This window comes from Prochlorococcus sp. MIT 1323 (assembly GCF_047304905.1).
GTDB lineage: Bacteria > Cyanobacteriota > Cyanobacteriia > PCC-6307 > Cyanobiaceae > Prochlorococcus > Prochlorococcus marinus_D.
Genome location: NZ_CP138973.1, coordinates 2,140,469 through 2,163,649, shown reverse-complemented (window position 1 = coordinate 2,163,649; position 23,181 = coordinate 2,140,469). Strand labels below are relative to the sequence as shown.

The window sequence follows — 23,181 nt, the reverse complement described above, 5'->3', positions numbered from 1 at the left end:
GAACATCTAAAAGAACTTCAAAAAAACGTGCCCATCAAGGGTAAGGGCGGCGTAGACATCCCTTAAACAAGATAAGCAGATTGACAGGGATGCGCAAAAGCCGACGCAAAGTATGCCAATAACACAAATGCCAAGAGCGAACAACAAATTTACCCTCATGATCGGGAGGGAGGAGCTTGACAGGCAAAAGCTTTACGTGCAGATCTGGCAGCTCAAGGAAGCGTGACCAGAACACCTGCCGACGCAAATGCTGGAGTTCTGCAGCAGCTAAGCCATCAACTTTTGGAATCGTGCTGGGGTCACACCGCCATAGACCAGCAGCAACATATTCGTAACGACTGCCTGATCGCTGAGCTGTCCAAGGCATGTGAGCTGCAGCTACTCGGTTGCTCATTGCAGTAGCCCTATGCAGAGCAAAGCTACGCGAATTTTCCAAAGCAGTGGATTTGAGCTGAGGGGCTCGCAAACGGCTCACTCGTTCATGAATGGAGTGAGGAATCACCCCGATAGCTGCTTCCGGCATTAGCTGAACGGAATAGTTGAGGCTCTGCAACCTGGCCTTGAGATCTTTGTCATCAAATCCATAGCCAACGAGAACTTCGTTGAAGCCTCCAACAGCTTCAAAAGATTCACGTGCCATTAAGAACTGTCCAAGGCGGCCATCCAGGCCAGAACCAAACCAACACCTTTCATAACCATCCGCAAAATATGCAAGAGGGTCAAGATCTTCTGGCCAGCAATCTGCATCTAGCTTGAGCAAGAGACTACCCCTTGCGAGTTGTGCTGCGAAGTTATAAGCACGGCATAGATTCCATCGCTCTTCCCGCTCGACGCGTTCCAAACGAATCCTGGAATCATCTGGCAACTGACTCCTTTGCACAGGATCTCGACTACTCCAATCCAGGACCAAATGTTCTTGATGATGGGGCCAAGCAGCTAATTGCTGAGCAGAGGTCAACAAATGATGTTGACGATTCATGCATACCGTAATAACACTCAAATCTCTAATCATGGCAAGGCCTCTAAAGCCGACAACATTCGTTTAGTACGCGCCTGGTAGGTGTACTGCGATGCCATCGCCAAGCGCTCACTCTGATCAGGTCCATGACCAGCTAAGCAACCCGTCAAAGCTTTGGAGAAGGCCTCAGGTGTGTCATCGCACAACCAAGCAACAGAAGAAAACTCTCTTAAAGCATCAATCTCTGTAGCCACTACAGGCAAACCGGCGGATATGTACTCAAAGAATTTCATCGGGAACATGGCCTCCGTGTAAGGCGTCAACCGCAATGGCAACCACCCACATGCAAATCCTGCGCAATAGCGCGGCAAATCCTCATAAGATCTCTTACCGAGCAAATGGATATTTGGCTCCTTCTCAAGCAAGCTGATATCTGTAAAGGGCTCTCCCTCACCAGTAGGCCCAATAAACACGAACTGCCAAAGCGGCTTAGAACGAGCAACTGCTACAACTAATTCAAAATCCAGCTTGTAACTGCTCACAGCCCCGATAAAACCAATTCTGGGCAACGTTATAACTTCAAGGTCGCTAGGCAAGCCTGCCGATCCAACCTTCATCGCCTGCGCAAAATGATCCTGATTGGCAACATTGGGATCATATCTAATCCGTGCAGAATGCGGCTCAAGCTGACGTTTCAGTTGTGGAGAAGTCACAAACACTTGATCAACCAAGCGACATAGTCTTTGCTCTTCAGCTTCAATCACTTCCCGAGGCATACAAGGCTGTTCCTGCAATGCATCAACAGCGTGATAGATGCATAAAGAAAAGCCCTTCAAACTCAGAAACCTTGCCGTAAGAGGGTTATATGTCCATAACCAAGGTCGACGAAATTCAATAAACCAGAGAGCTAAACGCAACCCCATCGCAAGGCTGAGACGATTCAACATCAAAGCAATTCCCTGATTACCACCTGGAAGAACTAAAGGAGACCAAACCCAGAGCCCTTTACGGACTTGCCTGGGCAAGCTAAGACCACGTCTCAAACGACTAATAACACGTCGAAGATCACGCCCAGTGGGCTGAAACATCCGCAACCCAAGCGAATCTACATAAAGGATTCTGTGACCTTCATCTAAAAGAGAACAGGCCACATGTTGCTTATTAGTCCACAACGGATGATCCCAATCCGCTGTGGATACCAACACAACATCAGCCATCCTGAAGATTGACCAACTCCTCAAAAGATCGCGAACGATCCTTCAACTCATCGTAGGTGCCAGAAGCCACCACCCGACCTTGACTAAATTCATAAATTCGATCACAAAAGCGAATTGTAGACAATCTATGAGCAATGACAATTGTCGTACAACGCCTTCCAATCAGCTCAAGTGATTCCATGACATCACTCTCCGTCTTGTTATCTAAAGCACTTGTAGCCTCATCTAGCACCAGTACTTTGGCACGCTTATAGAATGCTCTTGCTAAAGCCAATCTCTGGCGCTGACCACCGGAAAGGCGCATTCCATCTTCACCGATCCTTGTGAAAGCTCCAAAAGGCAAATCAGAGACAAATTCAGCCAACTGAGCCATCTCGAGACAGTCCCAGAAAACATCTTCATCAATGCATGCATCATCAATACCAAAGGCAACATTTGCACGCACACTTGCATCAAGAAGCCTGATATGTTGGGGAACAAAAGCACAACATTGCTGCCAGGCTTGAACCTCTTCCTGCCTAATATCTACACCATCAAGTAGTAAACTCCCTTTTTGAGCACGTAACAGGCCCAAAATAATATGAGCCGCCGTGGTTTTACCTCCTCCAGTGGTGCCAACCAGTGCCACTCTGGCCCCGACAGGAATAGTCAACTCAACATCCTCTAGGACCCAGTTAGAATGCTTTAAATACCTATAAGAAACTCCATTCAATTTAATCGTATAACGTGGCATAATTCCAGCAGGACTAACCGGGCCGGAAGATGAATCAAGCAAGCGATTAGGCTTAAGCTGAAGAAGATCAATGGCATTTTCTAGATCTGGCAGTGATCCTCTCAAGATGGTTACTGCTTTAAAAACAGCCTGTATTGGAGACGCTAGTCGCAATGATGCAAAGACCACGCCTACGAGAGCAGGCAATGCATCGCGTACAGAGTCTTGGCTCTCACCGCCAATCAAAAGCGGAAGAAGACCGAGTGCAAACAAAACAGTTACCCCTACAGGCTCAATTGCAAAGCGAGGTAAATTAGGCAGGATTTTTGATATACGATCATAGCGCTTGCCTTGAGATCCAATTTCCTCAAAACGACGAAGAAAGAAAACCTCAGAACCATGCAAATGAATATCACGAATAGACCTGGAGGATTCTAATAGTATTTGATTGACTCGTCGGCTATATACATACTTCTGCCTCGAGAGAAAGCGCATCCTTGGCGTAATCAACAAAGAAGCAATCGAATAGGCAAAAAGCAATAAGCCAAAAACAACAAGTGCAATCCACCCAAAAGCAACAATAACCCCGAAAGCTAAAATTGCAGCAGACAAGCTATTGCCAAAAATTGTTAATATTGGCATTACAATATTATCCGAGACTTTACTCAATACACGGTTCAGACGCGTGAGTAACTTGGTAGAACTACTATCCTTAAAATAGTCAAACGGCTGCAACAAAAGATTTCCATAGATCTTGTTACCCAAGGCCGACCATATCTCCGCACTGACTCTGGCACCTATCAACTGGGTAAGGAATTTCAATCCAGTAGAGGCCCAGATCAAAACAATCAAGATCCCCACAATCCATAGCCCCCTATCCAGAGCATCACCTCCGAAAACCCTCACATTGGGGAGATTATCTGCGAGACTAGAGCCACTTAACGAACCCACTAACTTAGCAATCAAACCCACAAACAAAAGATCCCCAAATCCCACACCAATGGACATCAATAACAACAAAAAGAATCCTCTTAATTGCCTCTTAGGTAGATAACTAAGAATCCCCCTGACGTGTTTCAGGGTTGCACTGCGACCAAAGCTTCTCTTATGTTTAGCCACGTGAGATTCAGGCAAGTATCAACCTCACCTGATGAGATGCCCACAACATAAGGCTGTACTTCCAAGCCCTATTGACCTTCAGTGCCAGCCAGCCAACCGATTGACCATCCCCAAGTCCCTTATTCGATGCAGCAGCTCATCAGAAAGACAGAAGCAACAATTAGCTGCGAGAGATCAGCTTTCTCAAGAGCCTCAATAATCGACCAACCTTTCGATTGCATCGCAACACAAAAGGTGAAGACCTCCTGAGGGGCAGTTCATCTGACGGCATGGTCTCAATAGCAGCCAGCGCCGATCTCCAACGCGACATCAAAGCCGTTTCCGTATGTTCACTTAACAGCTGATTGAGCCGCTCCTGAGTTGGACGCCAAGCCGCCGGCTCTCGCACAGATTCGCAAATCCGCCGCACATCCCAAGCGAGACTGCCGCAACCAATCTGATGGCCCACCACACTCGGCTCAAGTGTATCGGCGAGCGCATGGTTGAAACTGCTGAACACAACGCAGCCGCAAGCCATCGCCTCCAGAGGGGGCAAACCAAAGCCCTCACTCAGGCCATTACTCCGCCAATACTCAGCCGAATCGTAGATATAAACCTTGGAATCGTTGAACAGAGCGACCAGATCCTCCACCCAGCCACTCTGAACCACAACCTTCAGCCCCAGCTTTCTCAAGGCAGGGACCAATTGCCCCAGCACATAACGGCTACTCTTTCGCTCCTGTACCAAGACATCGATGGGGCGATCTCCAGCTTCAGCCACAGCTTCTCCAAGCCGAGCACCTCTCTCCAACCAATAGGGCTCTAAAGCATTAGGCACCAAAAACAGAGGGTTGCGAGGAGCCCGGTCACCCCAGTAGCCAAGGGTATTTCTGCTCACAGCGAAGACAGGAACCCCTGATGGAAGATCAAATCCATAACCGCTGCTATGGGCGTGATAAACCACATGCCGCCCCCTTAGACGCCGCAACAACTTCGGCACTTCAAACCCCCAGCTCACCACCCAAAGTGTTTCCCCTTGAGCTGGTTCTTGCTGCAAAAGATCATCCAAAAACAGATAATCGTCCTGACGGTTCCGATAGGTCACCAAATCAGTAGGAATAAGCCTGTTCACCAACCTTGCGGTATGGAGCGCCACTGAAAGACCACCGCAGCGATAGCGATCAGTAGTCCCCGGAACCAGAAAAAAGACGCGACGCACAGGGGCGAGTGGACTAACCGATGCAGAACTATGCCGCAGTTTGCTCAAATCTGACGATTGCAAAGCTCCTCAGACCACCGCATCGTCGGTGCTGCCACCTCGTTGGCGGCACCGAGGAATCCACAAACAAGACCTTTCCAATTGCAGCCACCAGGTTGCGATAACTGGAGAGATCAACCACGTCTTTAAGGAAAGAGCTCACGAAATCAGTGTTCTCGGCCATCGTATGGGCTGCCTTAGTGCCTTCTCTGAGTGCGCTCGCAAGGGCTACCGCAATTGGGGAAACAAAGCTTTCAAAGGTGAAAGGACATGAAAAATAGCCGGTGCTTCATGAAGTCATCGATTGCAGAGAGTTAAGAGAACAACCTCGCCGCTGAGTTGATTTGCATCAACAAGGCGGTACTAAAGCAACGAGCTCCAAAGGTGTATTAGTAGAGAAAGATCAAGGGGCTCACCCTCAAACCAACTGCAAATCTCTGGATCATCCCATCAGCAAATGAAGATGGATTGAGCGGCTGGTATATGCGGACTCAAAACATGACCATTCAATCTGGCCCTGAGCAAACTCCAAGTGATTCATCTTGTAGCGACTGCATCCAGTCTCCTAAAGCGTACCAATCTTGCAGGATCAATCAGTGCCATGCCATTACGGTTGCGACACTTTGATGTTGTCCCTGATGAGGAATCGCTCTGCCATGTCATGTCTATTGCTACTCGATCATCTCAAAACGATGAATACAGTCCTTGAGACTGTGCTCTCATGAGTTTGCAGCCATTGGCTGCACGGGTAGGGCGTTATGGAGTAGTCGGACTAGCAGCTGCAGCCATACACGCAACGCTGCTGGTGCTCATGGCAAAGCTCATACCGTTCTGGCTGAGCAACCTCAGTGGCTTCTTGGCCGCCTCATTGGTCAGCTATCTAGGCCATGCCCTGTACACCTTCCGTTCAGAAACAACTGGACAGCGCTTCGCACGTCGCTGGTTGCTTCTGCAGTTCAGTGTCAATGTCAGCGTGAGCGCACTGTTGCCATTGGCGCTCAGCCCTTGGGCTTCACTACCCATCACCACAGTGATGCTGGTTTTTACACCGACATTGCTCAATGCTTTGATCTGGTCAAGGGCAGCCCGATTCAGCATGCGCCGGCACCAACGATCTAACAATACGAAGCCTCAACTGCATGCCGATGACCTAGGTCTCACCAACGCGACCAACACCGCCATCCTTGCTCTTGCTGCGGCCAGGCAGCTCGACAGCGCCAGCCTGCTGGTCAACGGCAATGCCGTTGAGTCCGCTATTGAACAATGTAGAAGCTACCCCAGCCTTCAACTTTGCTTGCACCTCTGCCTAAGCGAAGGTCGAGCAGTAGCGCCCCCTCAACAAGTCTATGAACTCATTGATAATTTAGGGCGGCTCAAATGCTCTTTTGGGACGTTAATGCTGGCATCATGCCTACCTAAAAATGCACCAAGACGACGACGACTTGAAAGGCAAATTCGCTGTGAACTGAATTCTCAAATCCAGCGATTTCGAGAACTCACTGGACTCACCATCATCGCCATTGATGGCCATCAACATGTGCATCTGGTGCCCATCGTGCTCGATGTGATCCTCGAACTAGCCCCTAAACAAGGCATCAGCTGGTTACGCACCACTGCTGAGCCCTTGCCCACTGGACTGTCATCACGCTACTGGCTAACAGCTCTAACGAATGGTGGCTGGTTGAAGTGGCTTGTGCTGCAAACCCTCACTCGCATGGCTTTACCACGACTGCGCAAAGCGTTAGTAGCTACCAACGCCCGATTTGCCGGCGTACTTTTCACAGGGCGAATGGTGGATGCTCCGCTCAAAGCCGCTTGGCAAGAACTCAAATCTGTTTCATTCTCACCACCGCACACACAACCTTTGCTGCTATCGCATCCAGCTGCAGCGCTAAAGCCAGAAGAGATTCATAAAGGCCTAACAGATTTCCCTTTATCTCGTACATTTTTCTCATCCTCATGGCGTCAAATGGAGTGGCAAGCAGTAAAAAAACTACAAGCCAGTGCCTCCACTCAAAGTGAACCGTGAATGGCCCTAATGAAATAGTGTGGTCTGGCTTTGGTATCCACATAGATCCGACCGATGTACTCGCCAAGTACACCGATACCAATCAATTGAATGCCCCCAAAAAACAGAACCGCCACAATGAGTGAGGCATAGCCAGGAAGATCAACTCCATTGAAAATCGTGATCAAAATGATAACTGCAGCGTAAAGTAAACTAATCAAGGAAACTACAAGGCCCAAAAAACTCCAAATCTTTAGAGGAATCACTGAGAAGGAAAAGATGCCGTCGAGTGCATAGCTCCATAGCTTCAGGGGGCTCCAGGAGCTACGACCTCCCATTCGTTTCACCCTGCTATAACTCAGCTCGAGACTGCGATATCCGGTCCAAGGAAGTAAACCTTTGGAGAAACGACTGAATTCGCGCATTTGAGTGAGGGCTTGCACAACTGGTGCACTGAGTAAACGAAAATCTCCTGCCCCATCAATCAGTTGAATGGAATCCACTACCCGATTGAAAACCCTGTAGAACCAGGAGGAAGTTGTTACTTTCAACCTTGATTCCTGATCACGATCGTCACGGACTGCAGTGACAACCTCAGCACCATCACGCCAAGCCTGAGCCATCTGCGTAATCAGCTCTGGCGGATGCTGAAGATCTGAATCAATCAGCACCACAGCATCGCAGTGACCCTGGGCATAATCCAAGCCAGCCAGCATTGCCGCTTCTTTACCAAAGTTCCTTGTGAGCTCCAACAAAGTGACTGGAATAGAAGCCTTAGGACCAACAAATCGCTGCTGCCATATGCGGATCTGAGCCACCGTGGCGTCACGTGAGCCATCATCCACCAGCAACAAATGACTGACTTCCGGCAAGGCCAGCACTCGTTCTATGAACTGACAGATCACAGCCTCTTCATTGAAACAAGCCGCTACTACCCAGATCTGACCAGGCAAACGCTCTGAGATTGATGACATCTCCATCACTCTCTATGGACGTAGAACTGCACTACTGAATTCGAGAAGAGTTTGGCAAGCTCAAGCTAAGTCTCTAAAGCCTGGTCGTCAGGGCCACCACCAAGGCATAGGCTCGCCTCAGCACGCGTCACCGTCGAGCACGTTTCCATGGCTCAGTTCGAGAAGCTCTCCACACCAAGCCAGGGCACGGCCATCCGCTTCGTGAACGGCCAGCCAGTCGTACCCAACGAGCCAATCATTCCCTTCATCCGCGGCGATGGCACAGGTGTCGACATCTGGCCCGCGACCCAAAGAGTGCTGGATGCAGCTGTAACAAAGGCCTATCAAGGGGTGCGTCGTATCGAATGGTTCAAGGTATATGCAGGCGACGAGGCCTGCGATCTCTACGGCACCTACCAGTACCTACCAGAGGACACCCTTGAAGCGATCCGCACCTATGGGGTCGCCATCAAAGGCCCCCTCACGACTCCAATCGGTGGCGGCATCCGTTCCCTCAATGTGGCCCTACGTCAAATCTTCGATTTGTATTCCTGCGTCCGCCCGTGTCGCTACTACAACGGCACACCAAGCCCCCACAAACGGCCTCAGGATCTTGATGTCATCGTCTACCGAGAAAATACGGAAGATATTTACATGGGGGTGGAATGGGAAGCCGATGATCCAGTCGGCCAGAAATTGCGCGAACATCTCAACGCAGTCGTCATTCCAGCCAACGGCAAGCTGGGCAAACGCCAGATTCCTGAAGGCTCAGGCATCGGCATCAAGCCTGTAAGCAAGCACGGCAGCCAGCGCCATATCCGCAAAGCGATCCAACATGCTCTTCGACTGAAGGGCGACAAGCGCCACGTCACCTTGGTGCACAAAGGCAACATCATGAAGTTCACGGAAGGAGCCTTCCGTGACTGGGGTTATGAACTCGCCACAAGCGAGTTCCGCGATGTGTGCGTCACCGAACGAGAGAGCTGGATTCTCGGCAATCTTGAGAACGATCCAGAACTGACCATCCAAGCCAATGCCCGCATGATCGAACCTGGCTACGACAGCCTGACTCCTGAGAAAAAGGCCAGCATCGATGCCGAAGTACTCGCCGTGCTGGATGCCATCGGCACCAGTCATGGCAACGGCCAATGGAAAGCGATGGTGCTTGTCGATGACCGGATCGCCGACAGCATCTTCCAACAGATCCAAACGCGGCCGCAGGAATACTCGATTCTCGCGACACTCAACCTCAATGGCGACTACATCTCCGACGCCGCTGCGGCGATGGTGGGCGGCTTAGGCATGGCCCCGGGAGCCAACATCGGCGAGAACGCTGCCATTTTCGAAGCAACCCACGGAACAGCACCCAAGCATGCCGGCCTTGATCGCATCAACCCTGGATCGGTCATCCTCAGCGGCGTGATGATGCTGGAGTTTCTGGGCTGGCAAGAAGCCGCAGACTTGATCACAAAAGGGCTAAGTGCTGCGATTGCCAATCAACAGATCACCTATGACCTGGCTCGCCTGATGGACCCGCCAGTAGAACCTGTGAGCTGTAGTGGTTTCGCTGAAACGATCATCAAACGATTCTGAAACGCAACTAACCTTGCCCTTCAGCCATGCCTACCCAGCCTTAAAACTATCGCAGAATACAATCAATCGCTACATAAACAATAAGCCAAATCTCATAAATTCCAACTCGGCAATCAAGAGCTCTAAATTACTAAAATGGCAATCCAAAAAAAGAAATACTCAAAAAGCAATTTACAATTTCCATGGCCAATAGTCCTCATAACAATTAGCAGCTTAATTACAGGCATCGGAATATGTCTGGCAATCTGGATTCACAAAAACAACCACTTACTACCAACAGCCAATTCAAGTGAAGGCAGAGCTTTGATTCGCTTATATCTCGGATACGCACACGACCTCTTTCTAATATTCATATTAACCGGGACGTACAAGCTGACAGTGCTTGCACGTCGACATTACAAAAAGAACAAAAGTCAATATCAATCAACTCGCCCTTTCTTGAAAAGCTTAATCGAATTCGGGAGCAAGAATCCACTGACTTCAATCCTTCTTGCCTGCTATGCAATAGCAATAATCTATGGTTCTTCCTACCTTTACTTCGACATGATTGGCTGGTATCCAGACCTAATCAATGGAAACCTGTTAGATAATTTTTCAATCCGCTACAGCTTTGTCAACGAAACAATGAGGAGAAGCGATTTTCGCTTTTTCCCACTAGCCCATCAGGATTTACACATTCTTAGCTGGTTCACAGTTCAAATCAAGACCTGGCTACTTTTTTGCTCATTCCAACTTTTTTTAATAGTTTTCTTTTGCACAAAAATCGTCGAAAACCTTTCAATAAAAGGAAAAGTCAATCAGTCAAGCTTAGCAATATTTATCACCATAATCCTTCTCTTTCACCCTTCTACAGTATTTACGTTTTTCCACGTCATCTACTCCGAGAGAACAGTAGGAACACTTTATGCAGCCTATTTATATTGCTACATTAGACACGCTAAAGAGAATAAAAATACAACTTTCTACACGGCCATTATTCTCGCATCAATAGGATCTTTAACTAAAGATATAGCCATCCTTCTCTTCGTAACGCCTTCTATCGTGAATCTTGCGCTAGAGGCGAAGAAGATGTCAGCTTTTGGCCCGAACCATCTTAAAGACCTATTCAGCAAACTCTTAAAAAGCAACAAGCTGGATCTCTACATTCTTCTTCTTATTCCAGTATTCATTGCAAGCTATGTAGTTCTCTCCTTAATTCCAGGAGTTTATGCAAGTGAAGGTCTTTACATCGAGGGGAATCAACTCAATCTGAATCTCGACATTCGGATCACAGCGTTAGGCCTCTTAACCATCACAAGGTTATGGATGGCTATAAAAAAATTAGTCACATTAAACATACTTGATTCTTTTAATATTGCTGCGTTTATTTATGGGACAGCTCTTCTTGGCCTAACACGCCTGAAAGCAGACGACTATCAATCATTTCCCCTCCAAATAGTAATTATTATCAATGCTGCTTATGCATGGTCAAAATGGATTGAGCCATGGATTAAAAATCACTTAAATACGAAGAAACCTGTTTTCACCAGCATAATATTTGCTGCTGGAATTCTCATATGCGAACACTTGCAGTTCTCAGCGCTCAGAATTTCAAGCGTTTACAAAACTGCAAAATGGATAAAACTAGAGCAAATTTCTAATCAAGCAAATTTCGAACATTTGGATGAAACCCTCCAACATCTTAAAAGAATTGGCAACGAGGTCAACCTCATTATCAACGAGAAATCGAGGCTTTCACGCGAGCGGTTCCTGGGACAATTAAAATATGATAGGCTGATTGAATACGATTCAAAGACAAAAACTTATTTAATCAAGGACGGTATCAACAAGGGTCAAAGGTACTTACCTAAATCAGGAGACATTGTTGCAAGCATTGACCAAAACAAGAGCCTGCTAGATCCAATTTTAGAACAAAGGCAGTTTACGATTATCTACAAAGATCAGATTGTAGCTAACAAAGGGTTATTTGTCCGCTTAAAATAAACTCCTGATACCTTTCAAAAGGTTGATCTGCAATAATGATTTAAATTTACAAACAATGCCCATATCTCGAACTCTTGGGAGCCCAAAATCCAGGATATTTTCCATCAAATTGGCAGTGCATCTAAATGCTAGCGGCAATATTTATCCTGAGTAAGTAGCATGAGCAAAAAATCATAAAGTTGGTGCCAAAAAGCAAATCTTCAGGCAACAGCCAACGGTATTGAGAACGATCGCCAATAGTGATGGCACATACTGCCGGCATGCGACAGAGCGACATGGAAGTCGCCAGACTCAAAGCATGACATCTGTTGACGTCACGCCAAACCAAAATGACAAGGTCTTAAGCCGTCTCCCAGCAGACGCCACCGACCCCTGCGTGCACTGTGGTTTCTGCCTGCCAACCTGCGCAAGTTACCGAGTGTTGGGCACTGAAATGGATTCACCACGAGGGCGAATCCATACCCTCAAGGCGATCGACAACGGTGAGCTGGAGCTTGATGCCACCGTCGCCAGCCACTTCGACTCCTGCCTAGGTTGCTTTGCCTGTGTGAGTGCCTGCCCCTCAGGCGTTCGCTACGACCAGCTCATCGAGGCGACGCGCCCTTTACTGAACCAAGCAAAACTTCGCAGCCCCTGCCAGAACCACTTTCGTCAAGTTCTACTGAAGTTGCTCCCCTATCCCGGCCGACTGCGCGCCCTTCTGCAACCTTTGCGTGCCTACGCGGGGACACCAATACAAGCGCTCAGCCGCCGCCTCGGTATCAACAAAATTCTTGGGCCCCAACTGGAAGCGATGGAGGCCTTGTTACCTGCTCTTGCAGCAGAAAATTTTCAGGATGATCTGCAGGTTCTCCACCCCGCAACAGGTCAACGCCGCAGCAGAGTGGGGCTTGTTCTTGGCTGTGTGCAACGTTGCTTCGATCCCAACGTGAACCGAGCCACTATTGCTGTGCTGCAAGCGAATGGCTTTGAAGTCGTTGTGCCAAAAGATCAAGGCTGCTGTGGCGCCGTCTCCCACCACCAGGGGCAACTCAAACAAACCCGAGAGCTAGCCGAGAAGCTTGTCCAAAGCTTTGCCAATGTTGTCGGCCCAGGGCGACCTGCTGGAGCCGAGCCCTTAGAGGCTGTGCTGGTGGCCGCCTCGGGCTGTGGCCACACCATGAAGGCCTACGGCGAACTCCTCAACGCAACAGCAAGCTTCAACATTCCCGTCTTCGATGTGCATGAATTCCTTGCGGAACACGGTCTCGACAGCAACTTTCAGCAAAAGCTTCAGCCTCTTGCCCATCACAATGGGCAGCCTGCCAGCCCCCAAACTCCTCTGAAAGTTGCATACCACGATGCCTGCCACATGATTCATGGCCAAGGCATCCAAGCCCAACCAAGACAACTATTGAAGGCCATTCCACATCTAGTTTTGAGCGAAGCCACAGAAGCCGGAGTTTGCTGTGGGAGCGCAGGAATTTATAACTTGGTCAACCCTCAAGAAGCTGCCGAACTGGGGAGAATCAAGGTTGCTGACCTCAGCAACACTGGAGCGGAGCTGATTGCCAGCGCCAACATTGGCTGCACCTTGCAACTCCGCCGCCATCTGGATGGTGATGTGGCCGTCGCCCATCCAATGGAACTACTGGCCTGTGCCGCCGGCCTCCATCAATCGCCAGGCGGTCAACAGCGTGGTTTCATTGCCAAGATTTCCGGGGAAGGTAAGGATCGGCAGATCAACCAAGCCATCTCCAGCTAAAGGCCGCACCAACGACAAGCCTGGCAAGATTTGCCCCTCAAGCTGCACCATCTCCAAACCCAGCCCTTCTGCTAACAGAGTGTGGGTTGTAATTCCACCCTTACTGATCAAATAGCCCAACCTCGGCGCGAGAGCAGCCGCAAGACGAGCCATCAATTGAGCCAAAGCAACGCCAAAGCTCAGCCTTGCCGCTGATGTTGAGCAATCCAATTCACCGCGACTCGTAAACAACACCGGTGTACGACCGATGGCAAGCGCCTCGCCCAGCTGATTGAAGCAATGCTGCTCCAATTCAGCCAAGCGCCCATCAGACAAGCCTCTCTGCAAGATCTGCGCCAAGCGGGGAACTGGCAATTCCACCCCCATGCACTCTGGCTCCTCGAGTAAACATTCCAACTGAGCATCAGCCAGAGGAACGTGGGAACCAACTATCACCAACCCAGGCCATCGTTGACCTGAGTGATCGGTCCGTCGCATGCCAGCCAAGCCATCAGCAGCAAGAGGTTGGGGTGCAAGATCTGCCAACGCATTGAGCAAACTTGCTGCAGAGCGAAACAGAAAACGCTTATGACCAGCCAACTGCCTTACCGCTTCTGCTAAGGCCAGCAATTGCTCAGAATGCTCCGCATCCACCACCACAGACTGATTGTGATGAAGCCGAGCCAACCAACGACGCAACTCTGTGCGGCCTGTCTTCAATGGCTTCGCAGCATCTTGATTTTCAACAGCCGCATCCAACTGCGCAAGGCAAAGGCTCTGAACAGTTTCAGCTCGGATCTGCCCACCACTTTTCTCCTCTAGCCAAGCAGGGAGATCACTGGTGCTGTAACCAAACAAGCGATCTTTGGCAAAAGCACTGGAATGCACTGGCTTGCCATCAAGCAAATGCACGCCATTCACCGTGGTACGCCCTCCTTCGAGGAAAGCAGGAACATGCAGCGTCGCATCGAAGGGGCCAAGCTCCTCAGCGATCACCTCAGGCTCCAAAACGCCATGACCGCGCAGCGTGGAGTCACCGCGACTGACCACAACAACTTCCGCTGCTGACATGCCTTCCGCCGCGAATGCTTGCCGCAAAGCAGAACAAATCTCACGATTGCGGGATGCCGCCTGATCAGGGGCTAACGCACGTGTGTTGGCCAGCACAAACAAGAGTGGCGAAGGGTGGCGCAACCCATGCCGCAACACATCAACATCCCAGCGCAGCAGCAGCAGACAGCCATGCACAGTCTGGGAGCCGGTGGGGTCGTCATCAAGCACCACAATCTTCATGGCACCATCGTGACGTGAACACGTTCTTCGCCGATACCGCCAACGTGCCAGCACCTGCTACGGCAGATGAACTGGCCGATCTTGTTGCGGGGCTGCATGCAGCAGCAACCCCCTGGCTGCCCTGTGGTCTTGGCAGCCGTCTGCAATGGGGGCCGCCTGTGGAGATGCCTTCACAACCAATCAGCGTGAGTGGTCTCAATCGCATCATTGATCACGCTGTCGACGACCTCACGATCACTGTTGAAGCAGGCCTGCCGCTGGCAGAGCTCCAAATGGCTTTAAAAGAACACCATCAGTGGCTAGCTGTCAACTGGCCCAGGGGAAGCCAAGCCAACACAGATCCCAACAGTGCTGGCAGTGTGGGTGGGTTGGTGGCTCGAGGCCTCGCCGGCGGTTTGCGACAGCGGCATCTGGGTATCCGCGACCAACTGATCGGAATCGGCCTCCTGCGTAGCGATGGCATTGCTGCGCATGCTGGAGGCCGGGTAGTCAAAAACGTAGCTGGCTATGACCTCATGCGCCTGCTGTGCGGCAGTTGGGGCAGCTTGGCTCTGATCACGGAACTCACTCTGCGCTGCCAACCAATCCGCCCAGCACACATCGGCCTTCGCCTTGATGGTTCTCTGGAAGCGCTGGAAGCATGGCGAGCTGCACTATTGCGCACCAGCTTCACCCCGGAATACTGCGATTGGATCAAAACAGATTTAGAAGACTGGCATCTCAACATCGGCGTGGCCAGCGTGAGCGATCAAGCTGTCAACGACCAAATAGGCCACCTCAAAACCCTCGCCAATCAACATCAACTGGGCACAAAACAGCTTGACTGGCTCGGCCCCCATCAAGAGCCACACCCATCTGAAGGATCTTTCGATAGCAACCATTGGCTGGTACGGGTAGCGCTGCAACCAAGCAACATTCACCGGCTGATCGCCAGCAAAGAACTGCAAGCCCTCAACGGCTGGCATTGGCAGCTTGCCGCTGGCGCTGGCATCGGCGACGGCTGGCAAATATCACCAGCCAACGAAAAAGGGATCAGCCAAAGCGAGGATCTCAACGCGTTGCGCCACGAGATTGCTCGCCTCGGTGGCCAGCTCACACTCCTGCAGCAACCCAGCCAAGCTGGCGATCGCCTGCCTGCTTGGCTGGATGCACCCTCAAAGCCACTGATTGAAGCTGTGAAGCAACAATTCGACCCAAAACAGCAACTAGCGAGAGGCCGATTACCAGGGGTTTTTGGTTAATCAACGGCCAAGCAGGCATGGCAGAATGCCTCAATAGAGCATCGAAAAGCGCAGGATCTTCTCAGACTTAATCCATGGAATAGTCACTAGCATATAGACAACTTTCAGGCACAAGATCTAAACGGTTAAACCTCTTCCCAAGCCTTTAATCGCACCCAAGCATATCAATCAATTAACTTTAACCCTAAAAGATTATATCCAAGCCATGGTCACTGCAGAGATCAACATATCCCATATTAAACTTTTAGAAAATGATTAGATCATCAAGCCCAAGACTCCAAGCCCTTTGCGCAAGGATGCATTCAAGGCAAGTCCACTCAAGGTAGATTAATTTAAATCTTATGACATGGCCGAATACAAGCCAAAAGGAAGAAGCTTGGCCAACCAATATCAATTCAGACTATGCGTACTCAATCTGAAAATGAAGATATTTTCACTGGGGATTAAAGTTGCATCAATAGAGGAAATTGATCAACAATTAACCAAGGCACATCTCAGCTTCTGCTGGCCACCAGCGTCGATCTCCAACTTGCGATCACCACTAATCAATGCCTCCCGCGGACCAGTCCAAGGCTCAAGGCATACCATCTGCCGCGGCGGATCAGTCCACACCACAGTGAGATCCATGGGGTTCTCATGCTGAAGCTGCAGAGATGTGCCAGCGGCTTCATCCACAAGGGTGACTGGCCCCGCAGGGCGAGCCAAGAAGTCCACCCCCTCAGTTAAAGCTGCCAATTGGATGGCGGTTTCAGCTTCTGCCATCTGCAAATGATTGAGACATGAATGAGGCAAACCTTCCAACCGGACCTTATTCAAATCAGTCACCTTGAAATAAGGGTGTAAGCCAAAACTGAAGGGCATCGTAATTTGACTACGGTTATGTACATTCACCTCGATCTCTAAAGCATTGAGAATCGGGCGCACCACCATCTCAAGCAAAAAAGAAAATGGATAAGCAGCACGTGTCTCTTCACTATCAACAAAGCTAAGCTTCACGCCACTGTGATCTTCTAATAACTGTAATTCCCAAGGCTGATCCCTAGCAAAACCATGCTGTTTAAGAATGAACTCACCACTTGGCAAGGGTAATAAATCACCTGGCAGGTTTCCGCAGATGGGAAACAACACTGGAATGCCTCCGCGAATACTTTTCTCTGGATCTGCAAAACGCTCCTGATCCAAATAGAGCAGCTCATGGCCGTTACAACACCAATCAGTGACTAAACCACCTCGCTCAGGCACAATCCGCAAACGATCACCACTTTCTGGGTGCAGATACTGCCAATGAGGATAGGGACTCTGCTTACGGAGGAGAGGAGAACTATGGCCGTCGAGCATTCCTAAATTAAGCAATACTCAAACCATTTAGCCACTCCAGCAATTCAGAATTCACCAAGTCAGGCACCTCATCATGAGGGCAATGTCCAGCATTTAAAAGCACCTCTTTCACTTCCAAAGAAGCTTCTCTGGCATATGTGCGAAACTTATCTTGCTTGGCTTTTGCATTCCTCAACCAAGGATCACCATCACCCCAGAGCAATAACAGAGGAGCTTGCAAATCATTGAACAATTCATCAATAGCCTTACCCCTAAGCCCACGTGCCTGAAAAACATTGCGAAACACTTGGAATGCGCCTGGATCCAGAGAAGGCCTACGAATCGACTCAATTAGATCATCATCAACATTGGCAGGGTCTATATAAACCTGCTGGAGAGTCCTGCGAATGACACCAGGCCTGCGCAGATTCTCAAAGATCATTCTCTGGATTAAGGGATATATCAACCACTTCACCACAAGATCCCTTGAAAGACCTTGCCCAATCATCTGGCGAAGCCTCGAACTCATGTCTTTTGGTTTTGGAGAAAACTTCTCATCGCTGAAATAACCAGCAGCATTCAGTAAAACCACTCCGGCCGATTGCGATTCAAGAGCAGCAGCTGCAGCCAAGGCTGCATAACCTCCCAGCGAATTGCCAACAATCACAGTGGGCCTTCCAATCCGCTCATTGACATATGCAACCAACTGGTCTTTCCAAAGGTCCCCGCCATAATCGAGCCCACCAGGTTTGGCACTACGACCAAAGCCAAGCAGGTCTATGGCATGCACCTCATGGGTGAGAGAAAGCTTTGGAATGTTGTGGCGCCAGTGATCGGTAGAAGCCCCGAAGCCATGTACCAACAACAATGCCGGCCGTTGGCGTCCCCCATGCTCAACATCCTGATCTGGGATGCGTTGTAGACAATGAACATCGTGCCCCAGATGGCTCCAGGAAGCATTAAGCACGGCAGATGGAGCTGACGTCACAACGGCGACGGTGGCGAAAGTTGATGGTAGGCAATTCTTTTACTTATCAGGGCTATGCAATCAAAAAAGCTGCACTAAACCAGGCCAACAGGATTGGCAGCAACGTCATCAGGGATGGAGTTGCCGCCTCCAGGCGTTTTGTCTTTAAGCACCAAACGCAAAAGCAACGGTGCAAGGAAGGTGGTGCTAATCACCATCAATAGAACCGCAGCTTCTAAAGAAGGAGAAAGCAGTCCGGCGCTTGTACCCAGCCCAAGAAAAATCAAACCAACTTCACCGCGAGGCATCATGCCAAGACCAACAACCAAACGATTGGTGGGTTTGTCAATCCAGAAAGCCCAACCAGCAGCAATCTTGCCCACAATCGCTACAACAACCAGGAAGCCAGCCACAACGAGTGCAGAGCGGCTCGCAGGATCCAGAGGATTGATCACTGAAAGATCCATGCCAGCGCCAACCAAAACAAAGAAAATCGTGGCGAAGAGGGTCACGATCGGCAAAACCGACTGCTGAATCGCGTGATTGTTCTTCGAGCTGCTGAGGATCAATCCAGCGGCAAAGGCCCCCAAAGCGGCTTCCAAACCAATCGCCGTAGCGATAAAGCAACACAGCACAAGAATCACAAACGAGGCCACAACAACCGCTCCAGGCGCTTTAAGTCGGTCGATCACCCAATCAAAGGCTGGAGCCGCAGTACGGCTAAGCACGATTGCTAAGACCACAAACACTGTCGCTGCTACGACAAGTTTCACAATCGGGGCAATCTCGAGGTTGCCTCCTGTGGCCAAGGCCACAACAACAGCCAGGATCACAATGCCAAGGATGTCATCAAGCACAGCCGCACCAATCACGATCTGGCCCTCTCGCGTTTTGAGATAGCCGAGTTCGCCAAACACACTGGCAGTGATACCGATGCTGGTAGCAGTCATCGAAGCACCAGCAAAAATCGCCGGGATCAATTCCACCTGGAAGAGAGCCATCAAACCAAAGGTGCCTAAGGCAAAAGGCAGCACCACGCCAGCCATAGCCACTGTGAAGGCCTGGACTCCTACAGCGACCAACTCTTCCAACTCACTTTCCAACCCGGTGAGGAAAAGCAGGGCATACAAGCCGAGCGTGGCAACCGCTTGCAGAGAGGGGAAGGTTTCGTAATAGAGGTCTGGGACTGCCTCAGGAGGAATCGAGGCCAAAGCGCTGATCAGGCTGACCAAACCATCATTCAAATGAGAATGAGTACTCGGCGGCACCAATAGATGCAAACCTGAGGCTCCGATCAGAACTCCAGCGAGAAGTTCGCCGACGATCGTCGGTAGATGCAAACGCACCAAAAGCTCAGCAAGAGTGCGTGCTGCAACAAAAATCAGCAGGAAATTCAGCACACCGATCAAAGTTTCAGCCACCTCCACGTCGTGGCTGCTCAGCACAGACAACACCGAATGCAAAACCATGGAGCCCGTATTTGAGTCTTTGTGAGCGAGATTAAAGGAAAGGCAAATCCTGCTTTGGTCTTCTCAAAACGAAGGGTGAGGAGAACCTGCAGGTGTTGATGTGCGGTTGCTAAGGCAAACAATCCGCACATCGCAGCTAACTTCCAGAGATTCCCCAGCTGGGCTCAATGGCCTAAACCCTTCGCCTTAAGAGAATGAGCATCCTCAAAGCACCTGACGAGGATGAAAAATCAATCACCGTGACACCTTTTGAGCTGCCGATCAACCACTGACTCCTGCTACGCCTGATTAGTCGTTTCCTTAATAACCCTTTCCAGGAGAGCCTCCAGCCCTCCCACATTATTTTCTCTCCGCCGTCATGAGCAGCTCCCACCCCCTAGATCTACGCCTGCCCACTCCGGGGTGCTTCGCAGATCCTGAACGAGCCGGGCTGGATGCCGATGCTGTATTCGACGGGATGACAGAACATCTGTTCTTTACCCTCGGAAAACTTGCTCCCACAGCAAGTAACCATGACCTCTACATGGCCCTGAGTTATGCCGTGCGGGATCGGCTGATGACTCGCTACCTGGCAAGTCTTGAGGCGATTCGAGCCCGACCCCACAAGACGGTGGCCTATCTATCTGCGGAATTCCTCATCGGTCCTCAGCTCAACAGCAACCTGCTCAACCTTGGCATCTCTAAAGACATCGCAGAGCAAGCTTTACGCCGCTTCCGGATCGAATCACTCGATCAGATCCTTGAGGTCGAAGAAGAGCCCGGTCTCGGCAATGGAGGTCTAGGCCGTCTTGCCGCCTGCTACATGGAATCACTGGCCAGCCTGCAGGTGCCAGCTATCGGCTATGGAATCCGCTACGAATTCGGCATCTTCAACCAGTTGATCCGAGATGGCTGGCAGGTAGAGGTCACAGATAAATGGCTCAAGGGTGGTTGGCCCTGGGAACTCCCCCAACCCGAGGAGGCCTGCTTCGTTGGGTTTGGTGGTCGCACCGAGAGCTACACCGACGGCAAGGGGAACTACCGCTCACGCTGGATCCCCTCCGAGCATGCCATCGGCATTCCCCACGATGTGCCGGTCCTTGGCTATCGGGTCAACACCTGTAACCGCCTACGCCTCTGGCGAGCAGACGCTACTGAAAGCTTCGATTTCTACGCCTTCAACATCGGTGACTATTACGGCGCTGTGGAAGAAAAGGTTGGTTCAGAAACCCTTTCCAAGGTGCTCTATCCCAATGACGGCACCGATGAAGGCCGCCGCCTGCGCCTCAAGCAGCAACACTTCTTTGTGAGCTGCTCCCTCCAAGACATGCTGCGCAGTCTTGGTAACCGAGGCATTCCCATTGAAGAGTTCCCTAATCACTGGACCGTTCAGCTCAACGACACCCACCCGGCGATTGCGGTAGCAGAGCTGATGCGACTGCTCATTGATGAGCACTATCTGGATTGGGATACCGCCTGGGACATCACGACCCGCTCAGTCGCATACACCAACCACACGTTGTTGCCAGAAGCTCTAGAGAAGTGGGATCTCACTCGCTTTGCCAGCCTGTTGCCCCGCCACCTTGAGCTCATCTATGAGATCAACCGCCGCTTCCTACAACAGGTGCGCCTGCGGTACCCAGGCAATGATGTGATCCAGCGAAAATTGTCGATTATCGATGAGGATGGTGGCAAGGCCGTGCGCATGGCGAACTTGGCCACCATTGCAGCCCATCATGTGAACGGTGTTGCGGCGTTGCACTCTGATCTGTTGAAGCGACAGCTGATGCCTGAATTCGCTGAGATCTGGCCGGAAAAATTCACCAATGTCACGAATGGCGTCACGCCGCGGCGCTGGGTAGCCCTTGCCAACCCAGCCCTCTCACGACTACTCGATGAACACGTTGGTCCTGAATGGATCACCAACATGGAATTACTCACCAAGCTGGAGGAGCGGCAACATGACACCGCCTTCCTAGAGCAATGGGGAGCAACCAAACTTTCGGTGAAGCGCAAACTTGCCGGTTACATCCATCGACAAACCGGTGTTCTGGTGGATCCTTCGAGCCTCTTCGATGTGCAGGTCAAACGAATCCATGAATACAAACGCCAACACCTCAATGCCCTGCAGGTGATCACCCACTACCTGCGCATCAAAAACGGCCAGGCCAAGGGAATGGCTCCGCGCACCGTGATCTTTGGAGGCAAGGCAGCACCTGGCTACTACATGGCCAAACTAATCATCCGCTTCATCAATGGCATTGCCGAAACAATCAACGCTGATCCCGATATGGAGGGCCGCCTTCGGGTCGTTTTCCTACCTGACTACAACGTAAAACTCGCTGAGCAGATTTATCCCGCCTCAGACCTCTCCGAACAGGTCTCAACAGCAGGCAAGGAAGCTTCAGGCACCGGCAACATGAAGTTCGCGATGAACGGAGCTCTCACCATCGGCACCCTTGATGGTGCCAACGTTGAAATCCGTGAGCGAGTCGGCCCTGAGAACTTCTTCCTGTTTGGCAAAACCGAGACGGAAATCATGGAGCTCCAAACCAACGGCTATCGGCCCAGGCAAATTGTTGAAACCTTGCCCGAGCTAGCGGAAGCCTTAAGACTGATCGGCCTTGGCCATTTCAGCAACGGCGATGGCGAACTGTTCCGCCCCCTGCTCGACAACCTCACTGGCTTCGATCCATTCTTCGTATTAGCCGATTTCGCCGATTATCTGCGCGCCCAAGACGAGGTCAACCAAGCCTGGACCAACCGGAAACAATGGAACCGGATGTCACTGTTAAACACCGCAAGGACTGGCTTCTTCTCCTCAGACCGCTCAATCCAAGACTACTGTCAGACAATCTGGAAAGCTGAGCCCTTCCCCGTAGAAATTACCTGCGATGTGCCCTGAAGAATCAATAAACGATGGGTCGAAAAACTAACTGCGATCAGGCAAATCAGGGGTCTGATGCAGAAGACGGTTGAGGCGAAGCCGATCTACATTGAGAGGATCTGGAGCTAGTTCACCTGCAAGTTCTCGAAATTTCTGCTCAACAGCTTCTGGCACCTTCACATCAAAGATGCGTTCCATAAGGGCTTCGATGGAGAACAGGTGCGCATTGATGTTCTCCAAATCAGCGATCGATTGCTGGATTGCATCAGCTGGCTCTTCTCCCCCACCAACAGGAGTGGTCTGAGTATTAGCAGCCTCATTGGCTTGGGAACCATATTGCTTCTGCAGATCTTCAAGCACACGACCAGAAAGTGTTCGAAAAGACTGCAACGCAGCCCAATTGAGCTCCTGCTGATGACGCAAGGTAGGGCACTCACGAATCAACCGATCATGCTCCCGGTAAAACCTTTGACAGTCAGGGCATTGACAGGGCTCTTCAGGCACCGCACTCCGTCTAGCTCACAT

General features: G+C 50.6%; 16 protein-coding genes and 1 pseudogene. 6 read left to right on the top strand and 11 right to left on the bottom strand.

Going from position 1 to position 23,181, the window contains the following annotated elements; translation table 11 throughout:
• Positions 1-34: 34 nt before the first annotated feature.
• The 5 genes and pseudogenes from SIB68_RS10505 to SIB68_RS10485 form a co-directional block, all read right to left on the bottom strand.
• Complete coding sequence (locus SIB68_RS10505; RefSeq protein WP_074160307.1) at positions 35-1,012, bottom strand: glycosyltransferase family 2 protein; 978 nt, start codon at positions 1,010-1,012, stop codon at positions 35-37.
• Positions 1,009-2,175, bottom strand: a complete 1,167-nt coding sequence (locus SIB68_RS10500; protein ID WP_063400970.1) for a glycosyltransferase — start codon at positions 2,173-2,175, stop codon at positions 1,009-1,011. Before SIB68_RS10500 ends, SIB68_RS10505 begins: the two co-directional genes overlap by 4 nt.
• Positions 2,168-4,006, bottom strand: coding sequence for an ABC transporter ATP-binding protein (locus SIB68_RS10495; protein ID WP_063401145.1), 1,839 nt, complete (start codon positions 4,004-4,006; stop codon positions 2,168-2,170). Before SIB68_RS10495 ends, SIB68_RS10500 begins: the two co-directional genes overlap by 8 nt.
• 160 nt (positions 4,007-4,166) lie before the next feature.
• Entirely contained in the window at positions 4,167-5,243 is a 1,077-nt protein-coding gene (locus SIB68_RS10490; RefSeq protein ID WP_236069137.1) for a glycosyltransferase, read from the bottom strand.
• A gap of 106 nt (positions 5,244-5,349) precedes the next feature.
• Positions 5,350-5,481 (bottom strand): annotated as a pseudogene (locus tag SIB68_RS10485) (biliverdin-producing heme oxygenase); the annotation flags it as partial.
• 483 nt (positions 5,482-5,964) lie between these two features.
• Here SIB68_RS10485 and SIB68_RS10480 point away from each other — a divergent pair.
• The gene (locus SIB68_RS10480; protein WP_063400971.1) at positions 5,965-7,272 is read left to right on the top strand and encodes a ChbG/HpnK family deacetylase; all 1,308 of its coding nucleotides are present in this window, start codon (positions 5,965-5,967) and stop codon (positions 7,270-7,272) included.
• Here SIB68_RS10480 and SIB68_RS10475 read toward each other — a convergent pair.
• Positions 7,257-8,231, bottom strand: a complete 975-nt coding sequence (locus SIB68_RS10475; RefSeq protein ID WP_063400972.1) for a glycosyltransferase family 2 protein — start codon at positions 8,229-8,231, stop codon at positions 7,257-7,259. The genes SIB68_RS10480 and SIB68_RS10475 overlap by 16 nt on opposite strands.
• 141 nt (positions 8,232-8,372) lie before the next feature.
• On the opposite strand from SIB68_RS10475, the gene SIB68_RS10470 reads away from it, so the two are divergent.
• The 3 genes from SIB68_RS10470 (at position 8,373) to SIB68_RS10460 (ending at position 13,524) form a co-directional block, all read left to right on the top strand.
• Complete coding sequence (locus tag SIB68_RS10470) at positions 8,373-9,797, top strand: NADP-dependent isocitrate dehydrogenase (protein ID WP_063400973.1); 1,425 nt, start codon at positions 8,373-8,375, stop codon at positions 9,795-9,797.
• 135 nt (positions 9,798-9,932) lie between these two features.
• Positions 9,933-11,780, top strand: a complete 1,848-nt coding sequence (locus tag SIB68_RS10465; RefSeq protein WP_063400974.1) for a hypothetical protein — start codon at positions 9,933-9,935, stop codon at positions 11,778-11,780.
• A gap of 298 nt (positions 11,781-12,078) precedes the next feature.
• Complete coding sequence (locus tag SIB68_RS10460) at positions 12,079-13,524, top strand: (Fe-S)-binding protein (RefSeq protein WP_074160308.1); 1,446 nt, start codon at positions 12,079-12,081, stop codon at positions 13,522-13,524.
• On the opposite strand, the gene SIB68_RS10455 is transcribed toward SIB68_RS10460, so the two are convergent.
• Positions 13,408-14,796, bottom strand: a complete 1,389-nt coding sequence (locus SIB68_RS10455; protein WP_063400975.1) for a four-carbon acid sugar kinase family protein — start codon at positions 14,794-14,796, stop codon at positions 13,408-13,410. The genes SIB68_RS10460 and SIB68_RS10455 overlap by 117 nt on opposite strands.
• 14 nt (positions 14,797-14,810) lie before the next feature.
• Here SIB68_RS10455 and SIB68_RS10450 point away from each other — a divergent pair, with 14 nt between their 5' ends.
• On the top strand, positions 14,811-16,037 hold the full coding sequence (locus SIB68_RS10450) for an FAD-binding oxidoreductase (RefSeq protein ID WP_081215547.1): 1,227 nt from the start codon (positions 14,811-14,813) through the stop codon (positions 16,035-16,037).
• Positions 16,038-16,508: 471 nt separating this feature from the next.
• Here SIB68_RS10450 and SIB68_RS10445 read toward each other — a convergent pair whose 3' ends face one another.
• The 3 genes from SIB68_RS10445 to SIB68_RS10435 all read right to left on the bottom strand — a co-directional run bounded on the left by SIB68_RS10445 (position 16,509) and on the right by SIB68_RS10435 (position 19,790).
• Positions 16,509-17,375 (bottom strand): galactose mutarotase, encoded by an 867-nt coding sequence (locus SIB68_RS10445; protein ID WP_063400976.1) that lies wholly within the window; start codon positions 17,373-17,375, stop codon positions 16,509-16,511.
• Between the two features lie 7 nt (positions 17,376-17,382).
• Positions 17,383-18,342 (bottom strand): alpha/beta fold hydrolase, encoded by a 960-nt coding sequence (locus tag SIB68_RS10440; protein WP_011131308.1) that lies wholly within the window; start codon positions 18,340-18,342, stop codon positions 17,383-17,385.
• A gap of 74 nt (positions 18,343-18,416) precedes the next feature.
• Positions 18,417-19,790, bottom strand: coding sequence for a cation:proton antiporter (locus SIB68_RS10435; protein ID WP_063400977.1), 1,374 nt, complete (start codon positions 19,788-19,790; stop codon positions 18,417-18,419).
• Positions 19,791-20,148: 358 nt separating this feature from the next.
• On the opposite strand from SIB68_RS10435, the gene SIB68_RS10430 reads away from it, so the two are divergent.
• On the top strand, positions 20,149-22,674 hold the full coding sequence (locus SIB68_RS10430; RefSeq protein WP_063400978.1) for a glycogen/starch/alpha-glucan phosphorylase: 2,526 nt from the start codon (positions 20,149-20,151) through the stop codon (positions 22,672-22,674).
• A gap of 27 nt (positions 22,675-22,701) precedes the next feature.
• On the opposite strand, the gene SIB68_RS10425 is transcribed toward SIB68_RS10430, so the two are convergent.
• On the bottom strand, positions 22,702-23,160 hold the full coding sequence (locus SIB68_RS10425) for a hypothetical protein (protein WP_063400979.1): 459 nt from the start codon (positions 23,158-23,160) through the stop codon (positions 22,702-22,704).
• Positions 23,161-23,181: the final 21 nt, after the last annotated feature.

Coding starts and splice junctions, on each gene's coding strand:
- SIB68_RS10505 (WP_074160307.1), bottom strand. CDS start 1,012: ATGATTAGAGATTTGAGTGTTATTACGGTATGCATGAATCGTCAACAT.
- SIB68_RS10500 (WP_063400970.1), bottom strand. CDS start 2,175: ATGGCTGATGTTGTGTTGGTATCCACAGCGGATTGGGATCATCCGTTG.
- SIB68_RS10480 (WP_063400971.1), top strand. CDS start 5,965: ATGAGTTTGCAGCCATTGGCTGCACGGGTAGGGCGTTATGGAGTAGTC.
- SIB68_RS10475 (WP_063400972.1), bottom strand. CDS start 8,231: ATGGAGATGTCATCAATCTCAGAGCGTTTGCCTGGTCAGATCTGGGTA.
- SIB68_RS10470 (WP_063400973.1), top strand. CDS start 8,373: ATGGCTCAGTTCGAGAAGCTCTCCACACCAAGCCAGGGCACGGCCATC.
- SIB68_RS10465 (WP_063400974.1), top strand. CDS start 9,933: ATGGCAATCCAAAAAAAGAAATACTCAAAAAGCAATTTACAATTTCCA.
- SIB68_RS10460 (WP_074160308.1), top strand. CDS start 12,079: ATGACATCTGTTGACGTCACGCCAAACCAAAATGACAAGGTCTTAAGC.
- SIB68_RS10455 (WP_063400975.1), bottom strand. CDS start 14,796: ATGAAGATTGTGGTGCTTGATGACGACCCCACCGGCTCCCAGACTGTG.
- SIB68_RS10445 (WP_063400976.1), bottom strand. CDS start 17,375: ATGCTCGACGGCCATAGTTCTCCTCTCCTCCGTAAGCAGAGTCCCTAT.
- SIB68_RS10435 (WP_063400977.1), bottom strand. CDS start 19,790: ATGGTTTTGCATTCGGTGTTGTCTGTGCTGAGCAGCCACGACGTGGAG.
- SIB68_RS10430 (WP_063400978.1), top strand. CDS start 20,149: ATGAGCAGCTCCCACCCCCTAGATCTACGCCTGCCCACTCCGGGGTGC.